This is a genomic window from Frankia torreyi, from assembly GCF_000948395.1.
GTDB lineage: Bacteria > Actinomycetota > Actinomycetes > Frankiales > Frankiaceae > Frankia > Frankia torreyi.
This window is the reverse complement of the sequence record NZ_JYFN01000011.1, coordinates 17,157-37,941: the sequence shown is the minus strand read 5'-3', so window position 1 is coordinate 37,941 and position 20,785 is coordinate 17,157. Positions and strand designations below refer to the sequence as shown.

The following is a 20,785-nucleotide window of genomic DNA, read 5'->3' as shown; positions in this document are numbered from 1 at the left end:
ACTTGAGCGGCCCCGGCCAGGAGGTAGGAGCTCCGAGCCAGGGCCTGACGGACCACCTGCCAGAACAGGAGACCCGCTGTGCCCCACCTTGTCATGCCTCCGCGCGCCCGTGAGCGGTTCGCTCGCACGGCCCGCCGCCTGGTCGTCGCGGTGGCGGTCCGCGTGCTGGACCGCCTCGGCCCGGCCGCGCTCCCCCCGGCCGTCGAGTTGGCCCCGGCCGCCGTCCCCGCCCCGGTGGTGGCCGAGCCGACGCTGGCGGCCGCACCGAAGCTGTTCGCCGTCGACGAGCTGCCCCCGCTGGAGGTGATCGACGCGGCGGCGGTCGCGTTCGACCTGGCCGGTGAGGCTGCCCGCGCCGGTGACCGCGGCAAGCGCAAGGCCCGCAAGCTCCTCGACCGGCTTCCCGACGGCCTGTACGGCCGGTGGATGGTCGAGCGGGTGCCGTCGGCGAAGACCACCCCGGACCTGGAGCAGATCCGCGCCGACTACACCCGCGCCGGTCTCGGCGAGGTCCCGATGCGGGACGTCGCGCCAACCCTGCGGGTCACCATCGCCGTGGCCGAGCCGATGCTGGCGGTGGCCGCGTGAGCCCCACCGACCTGTTCGCCCACCATCCCGACCTGATCGACGTGGGGAGCCGGTATCCGCTGGCCCGCGCCGCCATGACCTTGCAAGAGCGCATCAACGCCGAGGGCGCGGGCCGCTTCGACCCGACTCGGTCGCCGGCCGAGCAGCGCGAAGCCTGGCAGCGCGCGCTCGGCATGTGCCAGGCCCGCGACGTCATCCCCGACGTCTTCGAGGGGCGCCCGCAGGCGCTGGCCGATGGCCTCCTGGCCCTGCGGGCGAAGGCGGACGACCCGACGCTGCTCGACGACGAGCGGCAGGACTTCGACTGGCAGTCCGACGGCTACGCGGACGCCCTGCTGACCTTCGACGCCGCCGTGCGCCCTCTGCTCGGGAGCACGGCGACCAGCACGGAGGAGGCCCGATGACCGCGAAGACGATCCCGCTTACCGACCTGCTCCCCGACGACGTTGTTCAGGGGTTCGCCGATCGGACGTTCGCGCGGGCGATGACGGCCGAGCAGCTCCAGGTGCAGACGGCGTACGGCTCGATCTACGCGGAGGTCCTGGTCGACGCGATTGACACGAACGACGTCGAGCTGGCCGCGGCGGCGGTCCGCTGGCTGGTCGCGCACGTCCGTGCCGGCCGGGCCCGCTGGCACGAGCTCGACCAGCGCGCCGGGGGTGCCCAGTGAGCGGCTGGGCGACGCAGCGGTTGGCCGACCGGATGGCGGCCCGCGAGCAGAACCGGCTCGACCTGGATGCGGCTGCCGCACGGCAGGCCGTGGCGCTGGCCCAAGCCGACGAGCGAGCCGAGAAGCAGCGGGCCGCGCGGGATGCGGCCATGTCTCGCCGGCGGGCGCGGCGGAGTGCGGCCCGGCAGGCGGCAGCCGGCTGGCTCGCCGTGCACACCGTCGAGGTGCTCATCTACGCCTTGGCGGTGCTCTGCGCGGCGATGGCGGTCCCTGCGATGGCCGTCTACGGGCTGCGGATCTACGGGGCCGTGACCGGCGTCCTGCTGCCCGCGTTGACCGAGCTGGGCGCGTGGGCGTTCGCCGGCGCGGTGCAGGCGTCCCGGCGGCGGCACCCGGACCGGCCGGTGCGCTGGCTCGCGGTCGGCGTCATCGTCTTCGCGGCGACCGGCGCGGCGCTGAACCTGGCGCACGGCTGGTCGACTCACGGCCCGCTCGCCGGCGTGGTGATGGCCGCGGTGTCGGTGGCGGGCATCGTCGCCCATCAGCTCGCCGTCGCCTCGCCGCCGCGCTCGCGCGCCGAGCGGACGGCGGCTCGGCATGGCCGGCTAGTCGAGCGGCGGTTGGCGCGGGCGCGGCGGGCGGCGGTGCGCCGCGCGGTGGTCGAGCTGTCCCCCGACGGCACGGTCCGTCTCGTCTACCAGACCGGCGTCTACGGGACGCGCCGCCGCGGCCTGGCCCCGGCGGTCGCTCCCGGACTGCCCGTCGACCCGGTGGACGGCTGGGATGCCGGCCTGTCCGTGCTGCTCGCCAGCGCCCTCCCTGAGGGTGTCGTCGAGCCGGCCGGAACGGACCTGACCGACCCGACTCCCGCGCACCCGACTACCGAGCTCGACCAGCAGGTTTCCGACGGGGAGTCGGCCGACTCGGTGGGCCGGTCGGGTGGGGTGGCGCTCGCGGACCCGCCGCCGTCCGATCCGCCGGCGACGAAGACGGGTGGACGCCGGGTGAACCCGCAGGCGCGGCGGAAGCTGACCGCTGACGAGGCGCTCGCCGCCGCCCGGCGCTACGCCCGCCGTAAGGGCCGCCCGGTGACCGCGGAGGAGCTGCGGGAGCGGCTCGGCGTCGGCGCGGTGACCGCCCGCCGGCTCCGCGACAAGGTCAACGCCGAGCAGGCCGACGGCGGTGCCCAGTGACCGGCGGGGGAATCCGCGCGGACCTGCGCGCGCTGCCCTGGTGGGTGGCGACCGGGCTCGTCGTCCTGGCCGTGGTCGTACTGGCGGTCCGTGCGGCCGGTCTGGTCGTGCTCGCGGTCGTCGACGCGGCGGAACGGTTCGAGGCCGCGGTGTCCGGCGCGGCCGGGGTCCGGCCGCTGGCAGCGTCGGTCGTCGTGCTCCCGCCCGGTGGTGAGGGCCGGTGACCGAGCTCGACGAGGCGCCTGCGGCGCACGGGGGCACGGTCGTCACCGGGCCCTGGGCGGCCGAGCCGATGGTGGAAGCCGGGCCTGTCGTGGGCGAGGTGCTGCCCGCGGCCGGTCCGGTGGCGGCCCGCCCGGCGGTGCCGCTACGGCTCGACGATCCGCTGCGGCTACCGGTGTGGATGACCGACCGTGCGGTCGCCCGGGCCCGTGCTCGGCGTGCCGGGCTGGTCGCCGGCCGGCTGGCGGTGCGCTCGACGTGGCGGACCCCGGCGGCGGTGGCGCGGGGCTCGTGGCAGCTCGGGCGCTGGTGGTGGATGTGGGTGCGCGCGGAGGATCTGGCCGTCGAGCTCCGCGACCCCGCCGGCCGGCTCGGCAAGGAGATCTTCGTCGTCCGTGAGCACCGCAAAGCCCGGTGGATCATCAGCGGTGGGGTGTTCGGCGGCAGCAGTCTCGCTGAGGCGCTGGGCGCGGTGATGGTCGGCGACTGGCTGCCCGTGCTGAGCGTCGCCGTCGGGGCGGGCGCGGCCGGCCTCGCCGGGCGGCGCCGGGCCCCGGGTGGTGTACTGGCCGTGGGCGGGATGGAGCCGGACCCGCGGGCGGATCTGGCCCCGGAGCATCTCAACGCGGCGTTCCGCGCCGCCGGGCTACTCAAGCCGGGCACGACGCTGGTGCTGTGCGCGCCGATCGTGCGGGACCGGCACGGCCGCGGCTGGGAGACCGTCCTGGACCTGCCCCGCGGGGCGGGGAAGACCGCCGCCCACGCGATCGCCAAGCTCGACGTGCTCGCCGCCGAACTCGGCGTCGACGAGATCCAGCTCATCCTGAGCCGGGTCCGCGCCCACGAAGGCGGCCACGGCCGGCGGCTGTCCCTGTGGGTCGCCGACGACGACCCCTACCTTGGCACCCCGATCCGCTCCCAGCTCATCGACCTCGACCGGTTCGACTTCTGGAAGCCGGTGCCGTTCGGTCGGGACGCCCGCGGGAACCGCATCGACGTCCTGCTGCTGTGGCAGTCCGCGTTCTTCGGTGGGCTGCCCAGACGCGGCAAGACGTTCTCCATGCGGCTCCTCGTCGCCGCCGCCGTCCTGGACCCGTGGTGTCAGCTCTGGCTCGCCGACGGCAAGGGCGGCGCCGACTTCCGCGCCGTCGCCGGCGTCGCCCACCGCTACGTCTCCGGCGCCGACCCGGACGACCTGACCGCCTTCGAGGCGATGCTCGACGAGCTGATCTCGGAGATGTCGCGGCGGTTCGCGTTGCTCGCGAGCCTGCCCGCGTCGGTCTGCCCGCAGGGGAAACTCACCCCGGAGATCATGCGCCGCTACCGGCTGCCGCTGATCCCGCTGGTGATCGACGAGTTGCAGGAGTACTTCGAGGCCGTCGAAGACGAGAAGGACCGTCAGCGGATCATCGGGAAGCTCGCCCGGATCGCGCGGCGCGGCCCGGCCGCGGGAATCATGCCGGTGTACGCGTCGCAGCGGCCGGACGCGAAGAGCGTCCCGACGAAGCTGCGGGAGATCGTCACCTACCGGTACTGCACGCAGGTCACCGACAAGACGTCGTCGGACATGGTGCTCGGGGACGGGAAGGCCCGCGCCGGCGCGGACGCGTCGATCCTTTCCGAGTCGGAGCATCACAAGGGCGTCGGCGTGCTGGTCACCGGCCCGGCGTCGTTCGTCGTGGTGAAGGCCGACCTGCTCGAGAACCCGGACTTCGAGGCCGTGTGCCAGCGCGGCCGGGAGCTACGTCTCGCCGAGGGCACGCTGACCGGGGAAGCCTGCGGCGATCTTGCCTCAGCTGCCGCGAGCGTCCGGTTCGTGATTCCTACCGTCATCGCCGACGTGCTGGAGGCGTTCGGCCGCCGCTCCCGTATGTGGACCGAGGATCTCCTGTCCGCCCTGGTCAACATCGACGAAGACACCTACGGCGAATGGGACGGCACCCGCCTCGCCTCCGAGCTGGAGGACGCCGGCGTCGTGCGGAGCATGAAGCAAGTCAAGATCGATGGGGAGAACCGGGCCGGCTGGCTGCTGCGCGACCTCGAAGGCGCGATCCCACCCGAGGCGCTCGCCGCACGGCCGGTAGACGGGGCCCCGTCTACCCGCGCCGCCAGCGAACCCCCCGCTACCCCGCTCGGCTCCACACCCGCCCCGTAGACGGGGCCCTCTACCCCAGTAGCGGCCCCGGTAGACCCCTCTGACCTGCACGGTAGCGGCAGTAGAGGGGTCCCGGGCCTGCCCTCAACCACCCCGTCAGGACCGACCTGGCGGGCAGGCGAAGGGAAGACGCGATGCCACTGCGACGTACCCGGACCGATCGTCAGATGCCGGCGGCCGGCACGACCCCGCCCGAGCACTGCGCGGCCTGCGGCCACCCCGGCGGCCCGACCCGACCCCTACGCCACGACACCGGCGCCTGGGTGCACCACCCCGGACAGCACGGCCCCCACGGCACCATGCTGATGCCCTCCGAGACCGACGGCGAGTACTGATGGGCCTAATCGACTGGATCGCCGCCGGCCCGGCGAGGTCCGCGAGACGGACCTGGGCGCGCGCCGACCGCGACCAGGCCCGCGACCGGCTGCGGGACGTGACCGACGGCAAGGGCCTGACGCCCTGCGGAACACCGACCCGCGCGCCTATGCCCACCTGCGAGAGATGCGGCCAGTACGGGCGCCCTCTCACCGTCCGCCACGGCCGAGCCGTCTGCCGGGCCCGCTGCTGACCTGTTCTGCGGGGTGTGCCGTCCGGGTCAATGCACTCCCGGCAACGGCAACCCCCAATCAGCGTCCCTGCCGGGTGGCCGCGTACCGGCGGGCCGACCGGGCGCGCCAGGCGGCTGCCGAGCCCCCTGTCTGGGTGGCGCGCAGTGTCCACAACCCGGCGACGTAGCAGGCGAAGGCGGTCAGGGTGTCTGGGGCGACCGTCCAGCAGTCGAGCCTGGCGGCCCATCGTTCGGCGTCCGCCGGTTCGTGGCCGGCCCCGACGAGTCGAATCACCAGGAACGCCGCGTCGACCCAGCACGCGGCGGCGGCGGGCCGCGCCCAGTCGACGACCCGTACCAGCGGGCCGTCGAGGAGAAACTGCCCGCCGTGCAGGTCGGTGTGGGTGAGCCGGTCTCCGGCGACCAGCCGCGGTGCCGCGGCGGCGAGGGGTGCCGCCGCGGCCGCGTTCCAGCCGTCGAGTGTGCCCGCGGGCAGCGCCCGGATCTCGTCCCACCAGTCCGCCCCGGACCATCGGAGCTCAAGCGGACGCAGCTCACCCGCGGGAAGCGCCGCGATGGCGTCCACGGCCGCGGCGACCGCCGGCAGGTCGGCCGACCCAGGGCGCAGGTCAGCCGACCGTCCGGCGGCGTGGTCGAATCCGACGAACAGCCAGTCGTCGATGTCAACGACGAACCGCGGTGTCGGCGCGATCCCCGGGGCAAGCCGACCGTTGGTGTACTCGGCGCGCAGACGCCTGGCCCGCACCCCACCGCCGTGGACGCCCTTGACGAACATCCTGACTGCCGGGGTGGTCACGACCGCGGCGACGTCGCAGCCGTCCCCTCCGCCCACATCCGCGGTGGAGGTCACCGGACCGGTCTGTTCGATGATCGCGGCCCGCGCCTCGCCCGGCAGATCGTCCCATTCGATCATTGATATGGCTCCATGGTCCGTTACTTGGGGATACGGCTGCCCTGGTTCTCGTCGCCGTCCTTACCGCTCGCCGAGCAGTTTCCATCGTCGGCGCAGTCGGCCGCGGTCGCCCACAGGTCGGGTTCAAGCTGGTAGCCGAGACGTTCGATCGCCCGCACCGTCCGCGCGATCCGCATCGATCCGGGATGCCCGCTGAGGTCCCCGCCGGCCTGGCATCCCTCCGGTTCGGGGGCGCAAGCACCGGCGCTGACGGGCCTGTCGTCGGGGGCATGGTGGATGAACGTGCCGGCGACCTTTCGGCAGAACAGCGCGTAGTCCTTGGTGAACAGCAGGAAGGTATGCCAGCCCAGGTCAACGGCGCGGGATGGACGCAGACCGCGGTCGAGCGTCGGGCCGCACGCGGCGAGGAACGCCAGGGCCTGGTCGATGATCCGACCGGCGTCGTCGCCGACCTCCGGATGGTCGGCTTCGAGGCGGGCGACGAGTCGCGTGTAGAGCTTCTGCGGGATCAGGTCCCGGCCGAGTCGGGGCAGGGCAAGGGTGGTGGACATGGTTCTCCTTCCGTCCCTGGTTTCAGGCAGGGGCTCCCGTGTGGTGGGGAGGCTCATGGGCGGGCAGGTCAAATGGCCGCAGGTTCGCCCGCGGCGCCTGTGACCCCGGCGAACGCGTCGGCCGCCTGGCCGCGGCGGATCCGCACCGCCTCGCGCCGCTGCTCGCCGTCGAGCAGCGTGTAGCCCTCCTGGAACAGAGAGGTCCACAGGCCGAGAACGCTACGGGTCACCCGGATGTACTCGGTGATCGCCAAATCGAGAGCGGACAGGCTGTCGGGGTCGGCGGCGCGGGCGGCACGTTCGACGTCGGCGGCCTAGCGCTGGTCGGCGTAGGAGCGGCAGAGCACCCGCAGCCCCTCGGCCTGCGCGCTGGTGAGGTTGAGGGCATCGGCGTGGTGAAGCTCGACGACGAACAGGTTGTCGACCGGGGCGGGCAGTTCGGCGGCGGTGGCAAGCAGCGCGGCAATGGGCACAGAGCGCGGCCTTTCGCTGGTAGATGGGGGCTGCCCTACCCACGGTGGTCCCGCGGCGCGGGAGTCCAGTCCGGCACGTCGCGGGCCGCGGGTAGGGCAGCGTCAGATGCCCGGCGCGCTCGGGGGGAACACGCCGGGCTGATCTAGGGGCCGGCGGCCCGGTTGATCAGATGGATCGGGATCACCGCGGAGTGCGCGAGGCCGCGCAGCCGCGCGGAGTGCACCTCCGCCTCCGCCACGGTGGACCAGCCGGCATGCACCTCGGTGTCCCCGCTGGTCCAGACGACGAGCACCCCATAGACGATCGGGACGACGGTGGTGCCGTCTCCCGGCCGTTCCGGGGCTGGGGCCCGGGCGGGGAGCAGCTCACGGCGCGACGGCGCTGTCCCGCCGTGTCCCTGCCCGGGTGGGACGACATGAGGAGGAGCGGCCCCGCCGTCCCGTCCCGCGGTCCCGGCCGGCCGGGGAAGGGGCAGGGAGTCCATATCCTGTCTCCTCCCGTCGTGGCCGGCTGCCGGTGTGGATATGACACAACGCGCGACAGATCTGGTACAGACTGCGAGAATCTCTCGCGCGAGAGGAAGCCCTCTCGCGCCGAGATGCAGGACGGGGAAATGGCCATGGCACCTGCTCGTGCCGCTTTTGTCGCCGAGCTGGGGAAGCTGATCGGCGAGCGCGGGACGAACCGCACCCAGCTCGCGAAGAAGATCGGCGTCAACCGGATGGTCGTCTCCGCCGCTGTCCGCGGTGAGCAGCACGGGAGCCCGAAACTGCTGCCGTCACCGCACGTCGTCGACGGGCTCGACCGGGAGTTGGGCGCGGCCGGCCGTCTGCTCGCGCTGTGGCGCGAGGCGATGATGGAGCACACCGCCAACGAGATCAACTTGGATCGTGGACGCGGACCGTCTCTCGCCCCCACAGTGGCAGAGGGGATCCTGAGAGAGGAGACGGCCACGGACCGGCGGGAATTCGTGGAGCTGGCCGCCCTGTCCGCGCTGGCGGCATCGACACAGACGGCAATGGACAAGGCGGTCACCGCGGCGACGCTCGACGAGTTGGAGGCCGACGCGGACGAGATCGCCCGGGTCTACGGCTCCGCACCGCATGCGTCTCTGCTGCCCGAGGTCGGCGCCCGCTGGAGGCAGATCACGACGATCCTCGGCGGCCCGGTCGCCCCCGAATCTCGGCCGCGGATCACGCTGCTGGGTGGCCAGTTCACCTACTTCCTCGGCCGGTTGGCGTTCAACACCGACGACATGCGCTCGGCGCGCCGGTTCGCCGGCCTCGCCGGCCGGTATGCCGCCGAGGTCGGTGACCCGGTGCTGATCCTGTCGGTGGCGGCGCTGCGCTCGAGCATCGCCTACTGGCGGCAGCGTTACGGCCCGGCGCTGGCCGACCTTCAGGCGGTCAGCCACATCACCGACCCGTACATGGCGGCCCGGATCGCCGCCTATGAGGCACGCACCCACGCCGCTCTCGGCAACGCGGCCGCGGCCCGCGAGGCGCTCGGCCGGATGGAGGCGACCGCGGACACCTTCGCGCCCAGGCCTGGGTCAACGCCGGTGGGCCCGGCCGGCGTCGCGATGTTCCGCGCGGGCGCCGCGCTGGCGCTCGGCGACATGGACGATGCCGGCCGGTGGGCAGCGATCGCCGTCGACGGGTACCAGCGGCGCGGCGGCGACTACTCGGCCGAGGAATCCCACCACGCGACGCTGACTCTCGCGCTCGCGCACCTGCGTGGCAGCAGACCCGAGCCCGAGGAGGCGGCGCGTATCGCGAGCGCCGTCCTGGCCGAGAGCCCGGTTCCTGCCCACACCGTCAGCGGGAAGCTCCGCAGTCTCGGCCGTGCATTCAGCGCGGATCACCGCCAGCTCCCCGAAGTCGCCGCCTACGTCGAGGCATACCGGGCTCTGCCGGCGGGGACGGGCGCCCCGTGACCACGATTCCCACCCTGACCACCGACCGGCTGATCCTGCGTCCCATCGCCCGAGCCGACCTCGACGCCTACGCCGAGATATGGAGCGACGAGGAGTTCACCAGGCACATCGGCGGTCCATCTGACCGGCACGGCACCTGGCACAACCTCGCCGGCAACATCGGGTGCTGGACCCTCGAAGGCGTCGGCCCCTGGTCCGTCGTCGAACGCGCCACCGGCACGCTCATCGGCCGCGCCGGCCTGTGGAACGAACCAGGCTGGCCGGGCATCGAAGCCGTCTGGTTCATCGGTCGCCCCTGGTGGGGCCACGGGTTCGGTACTGAAGCCGCGACCGCCGCGATCGGCTGGGCCTTCGACGAATACCCCGATCTACCCGAGGTCGTCTCGGTCATCCGGGCCACGAATGCCGCCTCGATCCGGCTCGCCGAACGACTCGGCATGCACCTCACGCGCACCGAACGCCTTCACGGCGCAGAGAAAGGCATCTACGCGATCGCCCGCTCCGAGTGGGTCTCACGAGCGCCAACCATCGAAGCCTGACCGAGTACACCGTCCCCTCGCTCTGGTGCAGCGTCTGGTCGAGGCCGACCAGGATGACGGCGGTGGACCGTTGGCGAAGCCGTCGGTCACGCTGATCCCGGTCGCATAGCGGATCACGTGGGGACTACGGCGCGGACCGACGGAACGGGCCATCCTCAGCAACATGGATGATCCGGCGGCGAAGCCGCAGAACCCGGCGGCGATCGTCTTGCGCTGCCGGAAGCATCGCCGCCCGCAGACCGGGCCCGGGGTGAAGCTGACGTTCCGCCGTCCGCCGTCGTCCAAGGAATGCCCGAACTGCCGGACCGTGCACGCCCCGAAGCGGCCGGAGTAGCCGACGCTTCCCGGGCCCGGGGATCGCGACGGCGTCGGTGCCGTGATGGCCTTCGCGCCGGGCGGACCGGTAACGAGGAGCAACGAGCGCCGTGCGTTCTTCGCCTCGCTGCCCTCGCGATGTCCGGCGCACGGCGCCCCTTGTAGGTGGATCCACGTCAAGGGGATATCTTGCCTAAATTCAGGAGGAGGTGCCGTTGATCAAGTATGCGATCCTTGCCGATCATGCCCGGGTGGACGGCGACGCGGCCCACCTACTCGGTGCGAGCCCGATCGTGCCAGTTCCAGCGGTGCCCTGGGCGCGGCCGTTCGCTCTGCTCGTCGAGCTCCTGTTCACCCAAGAGAAATGCGGAGCTGAGCAGCTCTTGACGATCATTTCGACCGCACCCTCGGGCCAGACTCACCTGACCATGGAGGTGCGAACCACCCCCATCTGGCCGCCTGTTCCACCGCCCGGCGCTGTGGTGCGCGTCGTGATGGCCATCAATGGGCTTCTACCGATTGCCGAGCTGGGTGACCATCTCATCCAGCTGGCACTTGATCAGAGCGAGCCATATAAGATCAACTATCGGGTAGTCACGCCACCGCCGGTAGCTACGGAAACTTCCTAACGAAGCCGACTATGCCCGTCACAATCAGCTACCACGGTAGAGAACGCATGATCCTGCGCCGAGCCACGCATGCGCAGGTCGAGCAAGCCCTGAGCAGGGAGCTTCGACGCGAACCGGGCCAGCCTGGGTCGGTCTGGATCTACGGGCAGACCGATCAGGGCATCCTGAAGGTGTGTGTGAGCGCACCCGTCGCAGGCAATAATCGTTTTGTGATCACGGTAGCCTGGCCGGACGGATGAGTTAGGGTGCAGCCATGTTGGTGACGTGGGACCAGACGGCCAACGCGATCTATCTCGCGATGGGTGAGACTGCTCAGTCCGCCTCCCGAACAGTGCAACTCGACTCAGGCACCCTAGTTGATGTTGATGGGTTCGATGTCGTCGTAGGCATCGAGATCATCAATCCATATCGCGCGCTCCCAACGAGCGACATCATGGCGATGCACATCCCCGCGACTGATCGATCGGCGCTGGAGCGCTACCTCAGGGGCCTGTCTGGTCAGTCAGCCGAGATCAGCTCAACCCCTGGCGGCTCGCCTCCATCGCTGATCCAGCGCGAGGGTCGCATCGCCGTCAGCTGACGCACGCAGGTCCGTCTACTCAGACAGCGGCCGATGATCGCCACCTGCAGGGGCCCAGGCTTCTTGGCTCTACTCGCCGAGGAAGGCGCTCAGCGCGTAGGTGCCGTGGCGGTCGAGGTTGCCGCGGGCGCGGTCGTAGCCGCGGGTGGTGCGGGGGTCGGCGTGGCGGGCGAAGTCCTGGGCGTCGCGCAGGCTCGCGCCGGCGTCGAGTAGGAGCGTGATGGCGGTGGCCCGCATCGAGTGCGGAGACAGCCGGGTCTGGGGCAGGCCGGCCCGGCGGCCAAGTTGGCGGACCTTGCGCCACACCGCCGGCCGGTCGAGGCGGCGGCCGGTCGACGTCGCGAACAGCGGACCGTCGGCGCGGCCGTCGAGGTAGACGTCGAGGGCGTGGCCGGTGGTTGGGGCGAGCACGATGACCGCGGCCTTCGCGCCCTTGCCGACCATGCGGATGATCCGGTGGCCGCGTTCGGTGTCGAGGTCGGTCACGTCCAGGCCGATCGCCTCGGACACCCGTAGCCCGTTGCGCAGCAGCAGTCCCATAAGCGCCTCGGTGCGCGGCCCGTCGGCGGCCGCCGCGGCGAGGAACCGGCGGGCCTCGTCGAGGGACATGCCGGGGGCCTGGTGCCGGTCGCCGGTCTTCGGCCGGCGGACCCGCGCGGCCGGCGAGGCGGTGATGACGCCCTCGTCCACCGCGTAGCTGTAGACCGACGCGACCGAGGACAGCTTCCGGGCGATCGTGGTGGAGGCCTGCCCGGCGGCTTCCAGCTCGCGGGCCCACCGGTCGAGGTGCTGGCGGCGGGCGGCGAGCGGATGGACGTCCCACCCGGCGCAGGCCCTCGTCCACTCGGCGACCCCGCGGCCGTACGCCTCCCGCGTCTTCGCCGCGAACCCGGAATCGAGCCAGAGCGCGACCAGCGGCGGCCACGGGTCCCCGCCGTCGGCCGGCATGAGCGCGCCCGGCTCGATGATCTCAGCAAGGGCGACGTCGGTGGACGGTGCGGCGGACTCGGGAATCATGATCCGAAGATACAACAGAATCACCGTTCTGTTGTATCCGTGAAGGACCCTGGCGGACCGGTCGTGACCGGGGTGTCCCTAGGCTCCGTGCATGGAGGGCACCGCGTTCATCGTCTCGATCATCTCTCTGCTGGTCGCGGTCGGCAGCGCGGTCTATGCCCGGCAGGTCGCCCGGATCGAGCGGGAACGCCGTCGCGACGAACGCCAGCCCACCTTCAGCGGCACGATCGAGATGGAGCCGGAGTCGGTAGGCGGGTGGTACTCCCACCTTCATCTGCGCCTCGAATCCCCGTGGCCGCTCACCCGCCTGACCGCCTCGGTCATCGAGGGCCACGGCGTCGAGTTCACCCCTGACCAGGACAGCATCGACCCGTCTTCGTCCGTCCCTCGCCTGCGGGTCCAGCACGGTGCGCTCCGTACCGGTGATCAGACGGACTGGCTGGTGCGCGTGCTCGAGGACCGGTCCGAGCGGATATGCCTGCGCGTGATCTGCGGGGACGACGCCCGGCGGCAGTGGGAGACCACGGTGTACGTCACCACCCCGCCGCAGCTGTCGCACCCGATGTTCGGGGCCTGGCGGTAGACCGCGCTCACCCAGCCGGCCGGTAGCAGGACGCCAGATACGCCTCGACATCCGCAGCCGAGACGTACACCCGTCGGCCGACCACCCAGCAGGGGATCGTGCGCTCGTCGGTGAGCCTGCGGGCCATCCGCTCGCTGATCGCCGGCCAGCGGTTCGGCACCTCGGTCCGCGGGACGAGATCCGCCGGGGCGGTCATCGTCGGTCCAGGCGGGCGACGGCGAGCTGACATCCGTCCTGGGCGAGCGTGGTGGCCAGCGGGCCGGTGGCGGTCAGCTCGAGGTAGTCGCCGGCGGCCAGGCGGACGATCGTGACGGCCAGCTCCAGTTCCGCGCCGTCGGCGGCCGGGCCGGTGGACGCGGACATGACGTCGGTGCCGTTGCGCCGATAGGTCGCCCGCCGGTCGGCCTCGCCGGCGGCGAACGTGACGATCCCGTAGACCGCGTACGCCCCGGCGGTGCGCACGGTGATCCGGGTCGGCTGGGCCGGATCCCACATCCCCTCGTCGTCCACCGCGGCGGCGCCGAACACGACCGGGCTGTCCCTGCCCGGGGTGAGGGTCTGCGTGGCGGTCGCACGGACGTGGCACACCCCGGCGGCGGGCAGGAGGGCGGCGAGGCCGCTGTCGATGCTGGTCATATCAGGCTCCGATCCACACGACGGTCAGGCTCGACCCGCCGTCCGCCACCGACGTCTGAATGGTGTTCCCGCTGTTCTGCCGGACGCGCAGCTCGACGTAGTCGCTCACGGCGAGCCGGGCGATGCGCGGTCCGACGGGCATGAACGGCTCGATGCCGGTCATCGCGGCCCGCTGGGTGATGGCCAGCGTGATCGGGTTCGCTTCGCCGCCGTTGACCATGAGTTTCGACGCGCGGAAGCCGGTGCCGTTGACGGCGAGAGCCGCCGTCCCGGCGATGAGATAGTTCCCCGGGGTCTTCACGACGTAGCGGGAGGTGTTTTCCTGGTCGGAGTGGCCGCCGTCCCGGTCGACCTCCTCGTTTTCCATGGCGATCGGATAGTCGGAGTCCGGGGGGATGTCGTGGGGCACGGTGTTGGTGAGCTGGCAGAACCCTCCTGCTCGGAACGACAGGAACGACAGCATCGTCGAGATCTTGTTCATTTCGACCGAGGTGAGGTACGGGTCAGGCCAGTCGGGTGGGCTGGGGATCGTGTGGGCCTTGGTTGGGCCCGACGGTGTCGTCATTTGTGCTCCAGAGGGTCAGCGGCGACCAAGCCGCCAAGCTTTCGAGATCTTCGTCTTCTTGTGGATCTTCACGTTGCCGACGCGCAACTTCGCCAGCTCGGGCGGGAGCTTCACCGGCTCCGGCTCGGGCGTGCGAGGAATGACCGCGAGGGCGTTCCACTGCCCGCCCGGCTTCGCTCGCGTAGCGCGGGCAGCCTGGCTCATCGGGAGCTTCAGCGCGACCGTGTCCGCCTCACGGGCCGGCGGCCGGCGGAGCGCCACCGTAGGCGCGTCCTGGACGGCCGGACGGGGCGGCGAGAGCGGGCGGAGCGTCTTCGGTGCCGACCGGGACGTCTCGCGGGGGAGGACTAGCGTCGGCGCGGCCCCGTGCAACGCCCGGCCGATGTCCGTGCGGGACAGGCGCATCGTCGGCGCATCCCCACCACCACGGTGCGCCCGGGGAGCGGCGTGGACGCTCGACGGGTCGTGACCGGCCAGCCGGCGAGTGCCGACTCCCGGGTGGCGGGAGCGGCCCTTGTGGCTGTTCAGCCCGCCCTTGCGCCGGCCCAACCAGATCAGGAACCCCTCCGGGTTGCGGATCTTCGGGTCGGCCATGACCTGAGCGCGCAACGGATCGGCGTGCTCGGCACGGGCACGGCCAGCCAGCTGGGCGATGGACAGCCCGGAGCCGCGGCGGGGGCCGAAGTCACCGGAGCCGTTGACGACGGCGGGGACGGCTTTCGGGCTGTGGCCGGGCAGTGTCGCCACGTCAGGCCGCCTCGTCAGGGTCGCCGCCGGCGAGGAGCTCGGAGAGGTCACCGCGGCCGAGCGCGGCGGCGATCTGGTCGGCGCTGGCCCCTTCCAGGTCGGCCGTCACCCACTGCACGCCGTCTTGGACGTCGATGGCCGGCGTGGCGCCGAACAGGTCGGCCAGCTCGCCGCGGCGCCGCGCGGCGTCGATCTCCGCGGCGTTCGCCGAGCCCAGCCACTCTGCGTCCCGCTGGACCACCGGGCGGGTGGCGCGCCGGGTGTCGGTCACGGCCGGTCCGGGGCGCCGAACTGGGAGCGCAGATAGCCGGCCGGGTCATCGACCAAAGCCCGCTGGAAGGGCTCGCAATGCTCGGCGAGGGGGTGGCCGGACCGCAGCTCCGGGTTGACCCCGGCGGTGGCGACGGCCTGGTGGATCACGAGGCCGGCGAGCTGTCCGGCGTCCGGACGGCCGATCCGCTGTCCGTCGAAGATCACCTCACCACCCGACTCGAGCCAGCTGAGGCCGGCGTCCTCGGCGCGGCCGGTCGCACCGGCGGGGACCTGCTCGGCGCGTAGCCGGGCACGCCACGCGTCGTGCAGCCGTCCGCGCTCGTCCACCGCCTTCAGCAGCGCGGCGAGAGCGTCGGTGGCGGTCTGGAGCAGATCGTGGAGACGTTCGGCATCGACGTGCGCGGCCCCGATCTCACCGGCGAGAGCCTCCAGCCGGGCGAGTCGCTCGGCGTTCGCTTCGGAGGCGAGCCGTGCGCGGGTCCGTTCGGCGCGGGCGGCGACCAGCCGGCCGAGGAGCCCCTCAGCTCGCGCCACGGACGCACCGTCGGGGGCCTGGTCGAGGTCGGCGAGCAGCGTCTCCGCCTCGGCGGGCGTGGCCATCAGGCGTCCTCACCGAGTTCGCGCCGGAGGACCGCGGTCAGCTCGTCGCTGTCGGCGGCGTCGGTCGAGGCGGCGGAGGGCAGCGGCAGCGTCCAGCCGGACGGCGCGCCTCCGAAGGCTCGGCGCAGTGCGAGCGCGACGAGCAGCTCGGGGTTGATCTGGTCCACGCGGCGTCCGCCCGCCCCGACGGCCCATCCGGAGACGGGGTCGGCGTGCCACACGCCAGCCGCGCCCCGTGGCCCAGCGGGGATCCCGCAGGCCCGCAGACCGGTGGCGGTCCGGCTGATGAAGGTCCGCCGGTCCTCGGCGATGCGACGTAGCCCGGCGACGGCCTGGCCGATGGCTTCGAGGTGTTCGACGACCCGGGCGGCGTCGCCGGGACGGTCGACGATCGACGCGACGAGCTCGTCTCGCCGGTCCCGGCGGACTGCTTCCCGCCGGGCTGCCTCGGCCTCGCTGCCGCGCAGCCGGGCGCGAGCCCGAGCGAACAGACCGAGCGCCTCAACGTCGTCGGGGTCGGCGTCGCCGGCGGCGGCCCGCTCGACGAGCGCCTGGGCGGCGGCGTGGGATGTCTCGGCGTCCCGCTGGTACTCGGCGAGCTCGGCCGCCGACATCGAGCTCAGATCAGGGGTAGGGGTGGGTGGTGCGGGGGTCATCGGCGTCTGGCTCCTCGAGGATCCACACCCCGCCCGACCGTCGAGCGGGGATCACGCCCCGCCGGGCCAGCCTGCGGACGTAGGACTCGGTGCAGCCCATCCGGCCGGCCATCTCGGTGACGCTGACCCCACGCTGCACGGTGGGCTGGCCGCTGGTACCGATGTCGGTACCGGGATGCTCCCGGGACGCGGCGCGGCCGAGCTGGTCGAGCAGGGCGACCACACCGTCGGATCGCGGGAGCCCTCCGTCCCGGTGAGCGCGGGCGGTCAGGCCCTCGGCGAGCAGCGCCCGCACCGCACCGGCCAGGGATGCCGGCACGATCACGGCGCCGCCGAACGCCTGTTCCCTTCGGACGAGCGCCTCGGTGAGGAGCGCGGCCGGGCCCCACGCTGCCGGCGGGTCAGCGCCGAGCAGGTCGCGGACCCGCCGCAGCCTGTCGAGGTCGGCCTCGGCGATCGCGGCGGCGAAGGCGACGACCGGCCGGGCGGGAAGCTCGCACAGATGCCGGTCGAGCGCGTCGATCACCCGCGGATCCAAGGCCCCCCACAGCCGCGCCCGCACCGCCGCGATGGCCCGCTCGTACCGTGCGACGCGGCGGGCGACGGCGTCGAGGTCCACCAGGCCGAGTGCGGCCACGTCCAGGCCGCCACCGGCGTCAGCCATCAGCGTCCCGTCGCCGCTCGGCCTCCATCACGATTCCGGCCACCACGTCAGAGAGCCACGTCTCCGCGGCGTCCGGGTCTTCCGTGGACCACTCGTCCAGGATCTCCGCTGTGAACCTGGCGAGGGTCATGACCATCGCGGCGACCTGTACGCCGGACTCCTCGGACGCAAGTCCGCACTGCTCGCCGAGGTCCCGAACGATCCTGAAGAACGTACGTTCGAGGTCGGCCGGGGGCATGTGCCGGGCCGTCCCCACCAGCTCGGCCGCCCGCAGCGTTGCGGCGACCACGTCCCCCGCATGCTCGCCGCGGCCAGTCACGAGGCGTCCGGCAGGTTCGCGGCAGCGACGTCCAGCGCGCGGGCAAGATCCCCCAGCATCGACCGGGCCTCGGCCGCGCCGTCGCTGGCGGGGACGGAGGACAGCCGCAGGATGCTCGCCGACAGGCTCGACACCGCCGAGCACAAGTCGCGCGCTGCGCCCGGGGTGATCCGCGCGAGAGGCGTCTCGACCGCGTTGCCCTCCTTGTCCGAGAACACCGCGGTGTAGGGGCCGCTGATCTGGGAGACGAGCTCAGCCGCCTTGTCGATCATCTCGGATACCAGTGCGGTGCGCCGTGAGGCAGCATCCGCGACTACCGCCGCGGTGGCCTCCTTCGTGGCGGCACGGTCGAACTCCAGCCCCAGACCCTTAGCGATCTTGCTGACGGTGGCGGGCGAGCGGCCGATCTCCCGGGCGATCGCGTTCCGGCTGAACCCCCGGGCGTGCAGCTCCCGCACGGCGTCCTCGTCCTCCGGGCCCACGACGCGCAACCGGGTCACGCTGACCTCCCCGACATCGCACGCAGCCACTCATCGACGGCGCTCATGGACGCGGCGCCGTCGTCGACGGCCTCCAACCTGGAGATCACCGACGACAGCCGATCCGAGGCGGTCGCGAGGGCCTGGACGTCGCGGGCAGGAAGCACCGTCACCGAGCTCTCCACGATCTCGCCGTCCTTGGTCTCACCGTGGGCCAGCGGCTGGCGGGCACCCAGCCGGGACAGCACCTCGCCGAGCCGCTGGTACGTCGCAGTGAGGATCTCCGCGCGGCGTGCGGCAGCATCCACCACGGCCGCACGGGTAGCCGCGCGGGTGGCGGCTCGATCGAACTCCAGACCGAGCGTCTGAGCGAGCTTCGAGACTGTCGACGGAGACCGGCCCAGCCGCTCGGCGATCTTGTTGCGGCTCAAGCCCTCGGCGTGCAACGCGCGCACCTGCTCGGCCTCGCCGTCCGCGACCGGTCGCAGATGGGCGCGGCCTAGTCGGCCACTACTTTCCGTACTCATTTTCGGGACATGCTCCTATCGAACAGGTGTTTCATACGTTAGCCCTCCGCCTGCCGGTGACAGACCGTGGCACTGTCAGCCTCGCGCGCGTGCGCGAGCGACCGGACGCCCGCCACCGTCTCCCGTGTCGGGGTGTGGCACGGTGGCCGGATGACGGGGGATGTGTGGGATGGCGACGGGGAAGACTGGGCCGCAGAGGAAGAGGAGGAGGCGCCAGGCCCGCGGGTGCGGCGGTACGACGTGGCGCGCGAGCCGGGTGGGGTGGTTCCGCGGCGGCTCAGTGATCTCGGGATCCGGGTATTCACGTCGGAGGGTAACGACGAGTTCGTCGCCTGCTTCATTCCGACGATCTTGTATCCGGGGGATGCGGATTACGAGGCGTACGACCGGGATCTGCCGCCCGAGGTCGTGGCCGAAGCGTTGCCGGAGCGTCGGGCGCGACGCTGGCGGGGTCGTGGCAGGCCACGGTGAGCTGCTGCTGGTCCTCTCGGGCTGGTGGGGATGGGGTCGGGCGGGGTGATGGCCGCGCCCGGCGCGACGGATGGCGTGCTACTAAGCGGGGCGGGGCAGCTCAGTGACGGTCAGCAGGCGGTAGGCGAGATCGTCCGCAGTGGTGCTCCAGCCGACGATGACGCCTTCCATCTGCATCAACAGGTCGAAGATCAGCGGGGACGGGAAGCCGTTCAGCGCGGCGGAGGGGAAGAGATCCCTGGCGAGGGTGTCTTTCTCGCTTTGCAGGAGGCGGCGGAGCCAGTTGGCTGCCGCGTCCTGCTCGGCCTGGGTGGGTGGTGCCATGTCGGCGCGGTCGTCCACAGCGCGGGCAGCGAGCCCTTTCAGGGTCCGGTAGATCTTCCGGCCGTGGTCGTTTTGCATGCTCGCGGGGATCATGTGGGGGTCGTCCTCTCGGGTCGGGTGGGGTGTCGTCAGGTCGGGTCACCGGCTGGTCCTACTGGTCGTGTTCAGGGGGTCACCGGAGGATCGGGGCCGGGTCTTGCCCGGGTTCCGCTGGCGTTTGAGTACGTGGGTGAAGCCGCCTGTGGCGACGGCATGCCGGGCGAGTACCGCGCTGATCTCGCATGCGGTGTTGACGTCGAGGTCGTCGAGGTCGTGCGGGCCGAGCTGTTCCCACAGGGCGGCGGCGTGGGTCGTGGTCTCGATGATCTGCGCGATCAGATCGGTGTCCCCACTGGCGGGGACGTAACTACCGGCGTAGTGGTCGACGGGGCGGACGCAGTGCGGCCACTGCGCGCAGCTCGGGAGGTCGGCGTCGGGGCCGCGGCGCTTCGCCGTGCGCACCGGGGGGAGACCGAGGGCGGCACCGATCTCGTTGGCCCGGTCGCGGAAGGCGGGCCCGTGCCCGTGGTATCCGCGGTCGGTGCGGCCAGCGACCTCGTGTTGCCACTGGTGGATGCTCTCGTGTAGTAGGACGTCGGCAACGAACCGGCGGCGCGTCGTCTCGTCTGCGTCGCGCAGGTGCGGGTGTGTCCCTGCCAGCAGGGACGGCCGGATCATGATCTGACCGCGCCCGCCGAGTCCCCCGCGGGCGGCGAACTGGCCGTAGCGCCGGGGCACTGACGGCTCGTCCAGGAGGATGTACGGCGGCGCCATCGCCCCGCCGTAGTAGCGGACGTTGTACGTCGCCCAGAGCTCGTGCAACTGCTTGAGATCATCCCGGCCGGCGGCGAGGGCGGCGGTTGCCCGCCGGTGCGCCACCTCTGTCTCCGTCAGCGGGGACGGTCCAGGGGCGGCCGTCACGGTGCCGGCCGGGCGTTCGGGCAGCCACCGGCGTGGCGGGCGAGCAGGGCACCGTGCGGGCCGGGCTCGGCAGGGGTCCGGCAGGACGGGCAGGTCCAGGCGGTGGGCGAGCGCAAGCCCGCCCACGGGGCACGTGCCTCGGCACTGGGCGTGCCGTCGGGTCGGGCGTGGCCGGTCCACTCCCGGGCGGGCCGAGGGGCGCTCATGCTGCGGCCTGGGTGGGGTCGAGGGTGGGCACGGCGGCGGTGCCGAGGGCACCGTGGTGCCGGCCGCCGCACGGGCATGTGCAGGTCCGGGGCGGGCTGACGGCGAGCAGGCATCCGGGTGCGCATCCGCCGGTGTCGATCAGGGTGCGGGCGGTGGGCGCTCCGTGGGCCGGCGACGCGCCGGGGGTGAGGGTGGGCATGGTGGGGGCGCCTCCAAGTCGGTTGATCTTGCGGTCGTGCCGGGCTGCGAGTCCGGCGGTGCGGGCGGCCTGCTTTGCGAGGTCTTCAGCCCGGCGGGCGTTGGCGCGTTTCCGGGCGTCGGTGATGCGGGCGGCGACCCGGTCCTCGGTCTCCTTGTCGATCTCGGCCAAGTCGTTATCGGTGATCACTTTCGGCCCTTCAGGGGTGGCCACGAGGGGGGGACA

33 protein-coding genes are annotated in these 20,785 nt (G+C 72.4%); 13 read left to right on the top strand and 20 right to left on the bottom strand.

The window, feature by feature from the left end:
• Window positions 1-78: 78 nt before the first annotated feature.
• The 7 genes from FF36_RS09240 to FF36_RS34840 all read left to right on the top strand — a co-directional run bounded on the left by FF36_RS09240 (window position 79) and on the right by FF36_RS34840 (window position 5,163).
• Window positions 79-588 carry a hypothetical protein gene (locus FF36_RS09240; RefSeq protein WP_199865360.1) on the top strand — a complete coding sequence of 170 codons (510 nt, stop codon included), beginning with the start codon at window positions 79-81 and terminating at the stop codon, window positions 586-588.
• Window positions 585-992 carry a hypothetical protein gene (locus FF36_RS09235; protein WP_044884589.1) on the top strand — a complete coding sequence of 136 codons (408 nt, stop codon included), beginning with the start codon at window positions 585-587 and terminating at the stop codon, window positions 990-992. The genes FF36_RS09240 and FF36_RS09235 overlap by 4 nt, the downstream gene beginning before the upstream one ends.
• Complete coding sequence (locus tag FF36_RS09230) at window positions 989-1,258, top strand: hypothetical protein (protein ID WP_044884588.1); 270 nt, start codon at window positions 989-991, stop codon at window positions 1,256-1,258. The genes FF36_RS09235 and FF36_RS09230 overlap by 4 nt, the downstream gene beginning before the upstream one ends.
• Window positions 1,255-2,451: a hypothetical protein gene (locus FF36_RS09225; RefSeq protein WP_044884587.1), complete on the top strand. Its 1,197-nt coding sequence runs from the start codon at window positions 1,255-1,257 to the stop codon at window positions 2,449-2,451. The genes FF36_RS09230 and FF36_RS09225 overlap by 4 nt, the downstream gene beginning before the upstream one ends.
• Window positions 2,448-2,675 (top strand): hypothetical protein, encoded by a 228-nt coding sequence (locus FF36_RS09220; RefSeq protein WP_044884586.1) that lies wholly within the window; start codon window positions 2,448-2,450, stop codon window positions 2,673-2,675. The genes FF36_RS09225 and FF36_RS09220 overlap by 4 nt, the downstream gene beginning before the upstream one ends.
• Complete coding sequence (locus FF36_RS09215) at window positions 2,672-4,828, top strand: FtsK/SpoIIIE domain-containing protein (protein WP_044884585.1); 2,157 nt, start codon at window positions 2,672-2,674, stop codon at window positions 4,826-4,828. The genes FF36_RS09220 and FF36_RS09215 overlap by 4 nt, the downstream gene beginning before the upstream one ends.
• A gap of 134 nt (window positions 4,829-4,962) precedes the next feature.
• Window positions 4,963-5,163, top strand: coding sequence for a hypothetical protein (locus FF36_RS34840; RefSeq protein ID WP_128423283.1), 201 nt, complete (start codon window positions 4,963-4,965; stop codon window positions 5,161-5,163).
• A gap of 291 nt (window positions 5,164-5,454) precedes the next feature.
• Here the strand turns inward: FF36_RS34840 and FF36_RS37515 are convergent, their stop codons facing one another.
• From FF36_RS37515 to FF36_RS34835, 5 genes are all read right to left on the bottom strand, one after another.
• Window positions 5,455-6,309, bottom strand: coding sequence for a hypothetical protein (locus FF36_RS37515; protein ID WP_044884584.1), 855 nt, complete (start codon window positions 6,307-6,309; stop codon window positions 5,455-5,457).
• 20 nt (window positions 6,310-6,329) lie between these two features.
• Window positions 6,330-6,860, bottom strand: a complete 531-nt coding sequence (locus FF36_RS09205; RefSeq protein WP_044884583.1) for a glycine-rich domain-containing protein — start codon at window positions 6,858-6,860, stop codon at window positions 6,330-6,332.
• A gap of 68 nt (window positions 6,861-6,928) precedes the next feature.
• Complete coding sequence (locus tag FF36_RS35390) at window positions 6,929-7,090, bottom strand: hypothetical protein (protein ID WP_157866943.1); 162 nt, start codon at window positions 7,088-7,090, stop codon at window positions 6,929-6,931.
• Window positions 7,091-7,174: 84 nt separating this feature from the next.
• The gene (locus FF36_RS35385; protein ID WP_157866944.1) at window positions 7,175-7,333 is read right to left on the bottom strand and encodes a hypothetical protein; all 159 of its coding nucleotides are present in this window, start codon (window positions 7,331-7,333) and stop codon (window positions 7,175-7,177) included.
• Between the two features lie 143 nt (window positions 7,334-7,476).
• Window positions 7,477-7,818 carry a hypothetical protein gene (locus FF36_RS34835; RefSeq protein WP_128423282.1) on the bottom strand — a complete coding sequence of 114 codons (342 nt, stop codon included), beginning with the start codon at window positions 7,816-7,818 and terminating at the stop codon, window positions 7,477-7,479.
• A 135-nt stretch (window positions 7,819-7,953) separates the two neighbouring features.
• Here FF36_RS34835 and FF36_RS09195 point away from each other — a divergent pair, with 135 nt between their 5' ends.
• The 4 genes from FF36_RS09195 to FF36_RS09180 all read left to right on the top strand — a co-directional run bounded on the left by FF36_RS09195 (window position 7,954) and on the right by FF36_RS09180 (window position 11,333).
• Window positions 7,954-9,270: an NsdA family TPR-like regulatory protein gene (locus FF36_RS09195; RefSeq protein ID WP_242422395.1), complete on the top strand. Its 1,317-nt coding sequence runs from the start codon at window positions 7,954-7,956 to the stop codon at window positions 9,268-9,270.
• Window positions 9,267-9,809, top strand: coding sequence for a GNAT family N-acetyltransferase (locus tag FF36_RS09190; RefSeq protein ID WP_044884580.1), 543 nt, complete (start codon window positions 9,267-9,269; stop codon window positions 9,807-9,809). Before FF36_RS09195 ends, FF36_RS09190 begins: the two co-directional genes overlap by 4 nt.
• A 530-nt stretch (window positions 9,810-10,339) precedes the next feature.
• Window positions 10,340-10,753, top strand: a complete 414-nt coding sequence (locus FF36_RS09185; RefSeq protein ID WP_128423281.1) for a DUF6941 family protein — start codon at window positions 10,340-10,342, stop codon at window positions 10,751-10,753.
• A gap of 253 nt (window positions 10,754-11,006) precedes the next feature.
• Window positions 11,007-11,333 (top strand): DUF2283 domain-containing protein, encoded by a 327-nt coding sequence (locus FF36_RS09180; protein ID WP_044884578.1) that lies wholly within the window; start codon window positions 11,007-11,009, stop codon window positions 11,331-11,333.
• A 69-nt stretch (window positions 11,334-11,402) separates the two neighbouring features.
• Here FF36_RS09180 and FF36_RS09175 read toward each other — a convergent pair whose 3' ends face one another.
• The gene (locus tag FF36_RS09175) at window positions 11,403-12,374 is read right to left on the bottom strand and encodes a tyrosine-type recombinase/integrase (protein WP_199865359.1); all 972 of its coding nucleotides are present in this window, start codon (window positions 12,372-12,374) and stop codon (window positions 11,403-11,405) included.
• 67 nt (window positions 12,375-12,441) lie between these two features.
• On the opposite strand from FF36_RS09175, the gene FF36_RS09170 reads away from it, so the two are divergent.
• Complete coding sequence (locus FF36_RS09170) at window positions 12,442-12,933, top strand: hypothetical protein (protein WP_044884577.1); 492 nt, start codon at window positions 12,442-12,444, stop codon at window positions 12,931-12,933.
• Window positions 12,934-12,940: 7 nt separating this feature from the next.
• On the opposite strand, the gene FF36_RS09165 is transcribed toward FF36_RS09170, so the two are convergent.
• Genes FF36_RS09165 through FF36_RS09115 form a run of 11 tightly spaced genes read right to left on the bottom strand, consistent with a single transcriptional unit; the run spans window position 12,941 to window position 18,399 of the window.
• Window positions 12,941-13,129 carry a helix-turn-helix domain-containing protein gene (locus FF36_RS09165; RefSeq protein ID WP_044884576.1) on the bottom strand — a complete coding sequence of 63 codons (189 nt, stop codon included), beginning with the start codon at window positions 13,127-13,129 and terminating at the stop codon, window positions 12,941-12,943.
• Window positions 13,126-13,569: a hypothetical protein gene (locus tag FF36_RS09160; RefSeq protein ID WP_044884575.1), complete on the bottom strand. Its 444-nt coding sequence runs from the start codon at window positions 13,567-13,569 to the stop codon at window positions 13,126-13,128. Before FF36_RS09160 ends, FF36_RS09165 begins: the two co-directional genes overlap by 4 nt.
• 1 nt (window position 13,570) lies before the next feature.
• On the bottom strand, window positions 13,571-14,134 hold the full coding sequence (locus tag FF36_RS09155; protein WP_128423279.1) for a hypothetical protein: 564 nt from the start codon (window positions 14,132-14,134) through the stop codon (window positions 13,571-13,573).
• A gap of 15 nt (window positions 14,135-14,149) precedes the next feature.
• Entirely contained in the window at window positions 14,150-14,881 is a 732-nt protein-coding gene (locus tag FF36_RS09150) for a hypothetical protein (RefSeq protein ID WP_044884573.1), read from the bottom strand.
• Between the two features lies 1 nt (window position 14,882).
• On the bottom strand, window positions 14,883-15,152 hold the full coding sequence (locus FF36_RS09145) for a hypothetical protein (protein ID WP_044884572.1): 270 nt from the start codon (window positions 15,150-15,152) through the stop codon (window positions 14,883-14,885).
• Complete coding sequence (locus FF36_RS09140) at window positions 15,149-15,754, bottom strand: hypothetical protein (RefSeq protein ID WP_044884571.1); 606 nt, start codon at window positions 15,752-15,754, stop codon at window positions 15,149-15,151. Before FF36_RS09140 ends, FF36_RS09145 begins: the two co-directional genes overlap by 4 nt.
• Window positions 15,754-16,410, bottom strand: coding sequence for a hypothetical protein (locus tag FF36_RS09135; RefSeq protein ID WP_128423278.1), 657 nt, complete (start codon window positions 16,408-16,410; stop codon window positions 15,754-15,756). The genes FF36_RS09140 and FF36_RS09135 overlap by 1 nt, the downstream gene beginning before the upstream one ends.
• The gene (locus FF36_RS32570) at window positions 16,379-17,074 is read right to left on the bottom strand and encodes a MerR family transcriptional regulator (protein WP_052681023.1); all 696 of its coding nucleotides are present in this window, start codon (window positions 17,072-17,074) and stop codon (window positions 16,379-16,381) included. The genes FF36_RS09135 and FF36_RS32570 overlap by 32 nt, the downstream gene beginning before the upstream one ends.
• Window positions 17,067-17,393: a hypothetical protein gene (locus FF36_RS09125; RefSeq protein ID WP_044884569.1), complete on the bottom strand. Its 327-nt coding sequence runs from the start codon at window positions 17,391-17,393 to the stop codon at window positions 17,067-17,069. The genes FF36_RS32570 and FF36_RS09125 overlap by 8 nt, the downstream gene beginning before the upstream one ends.
• Window positions 17,390-17,893, bottom strand: coding sequence for a helix-turn-helix domain-containing protein (locus FF36_RS09120; RefSeq protein WP_044884568.1), 504 nt, complete (start codon window positions 17,891-17,893; stop codon window positions 17,390-17,392). The genes FF36_RS09125 and FF36_RS09120 overlap by 4 nt, the downstream gene beginning before the upstream one ends.
• Window positions 17,890-18,399: a helix-turn-helix domain-containing protein gene (locus FF36_RS09115; RefSeq protein WP_044884567.1), complete on the bottom strand. Its 510-nt coding sequence runs from the start codon at window positions 18,397-18,399 to the stop codon at window positions 17,890-17,892. Before FF36_RS09115 ends, FF36_RS09120 begins: the two co-directional genes overlap by 4 nt.
• 150 nt (window positions 18,400-18,549) lie before the next feature.
• Here FF36_RS09115 and FF36_RS09110 point away from each other — a divergent pair, with 150 nt between their 5' ends.
• On the top strand, window positions 18,550-18,870 hold the full coding sequence (locus FF36_RS09110) for a hypothetical protein (protein ID WP_044884566.1): 321 nt from the start codon (window positions 18,550-18,552) through the stop codon (window positions 18,868-18,870).
• Window positions 18,871-18,951: 81 nt separating this feature from the next.
• On the opposite strand, the gene FF36_RS09105 is transcribed toward FF36_RS09110, so the two are convergent.
• From FF36_RS09105 to FF36_RS09095, 3 genes are all read right to left on the bottom strand, one after another.
• Complete coding sequence (locus FF36_RS09105; RefSeq protein ID WP_044884565.1) at window positions 18,952-19,287, bottom strand: hypothetical protein; 336 nt, start codon at window positions 19,285-19,287, stop codon at window positions 18,952-18,954.
• Window positions 19,288-19,332: 45 nt separating this feature from the next.
• Window positions 19,333-20,112, bottom strand: a complete 780-nt coding sequence (locus FF36_RS09100; protein ID WP_044884564.1) for a SprT-like domain-containing protein — start codon at window positions 20,110-20,112, stop codon at window positions 19,333-19,335.
• 244 nt (window positions 20,113-20,356) lie between these two features.
• A complete protein-coding gene (locus FF36_RS09095; protein ID WP_206778450.1) occupies window positions 20,357-20,731 on the bottom strand; it encodes a hypothetical protein in 375 nt (124 codons plus the stop codon).
• Window positions 20,732-20,785 lie beyond the last annotated feature (54 nt).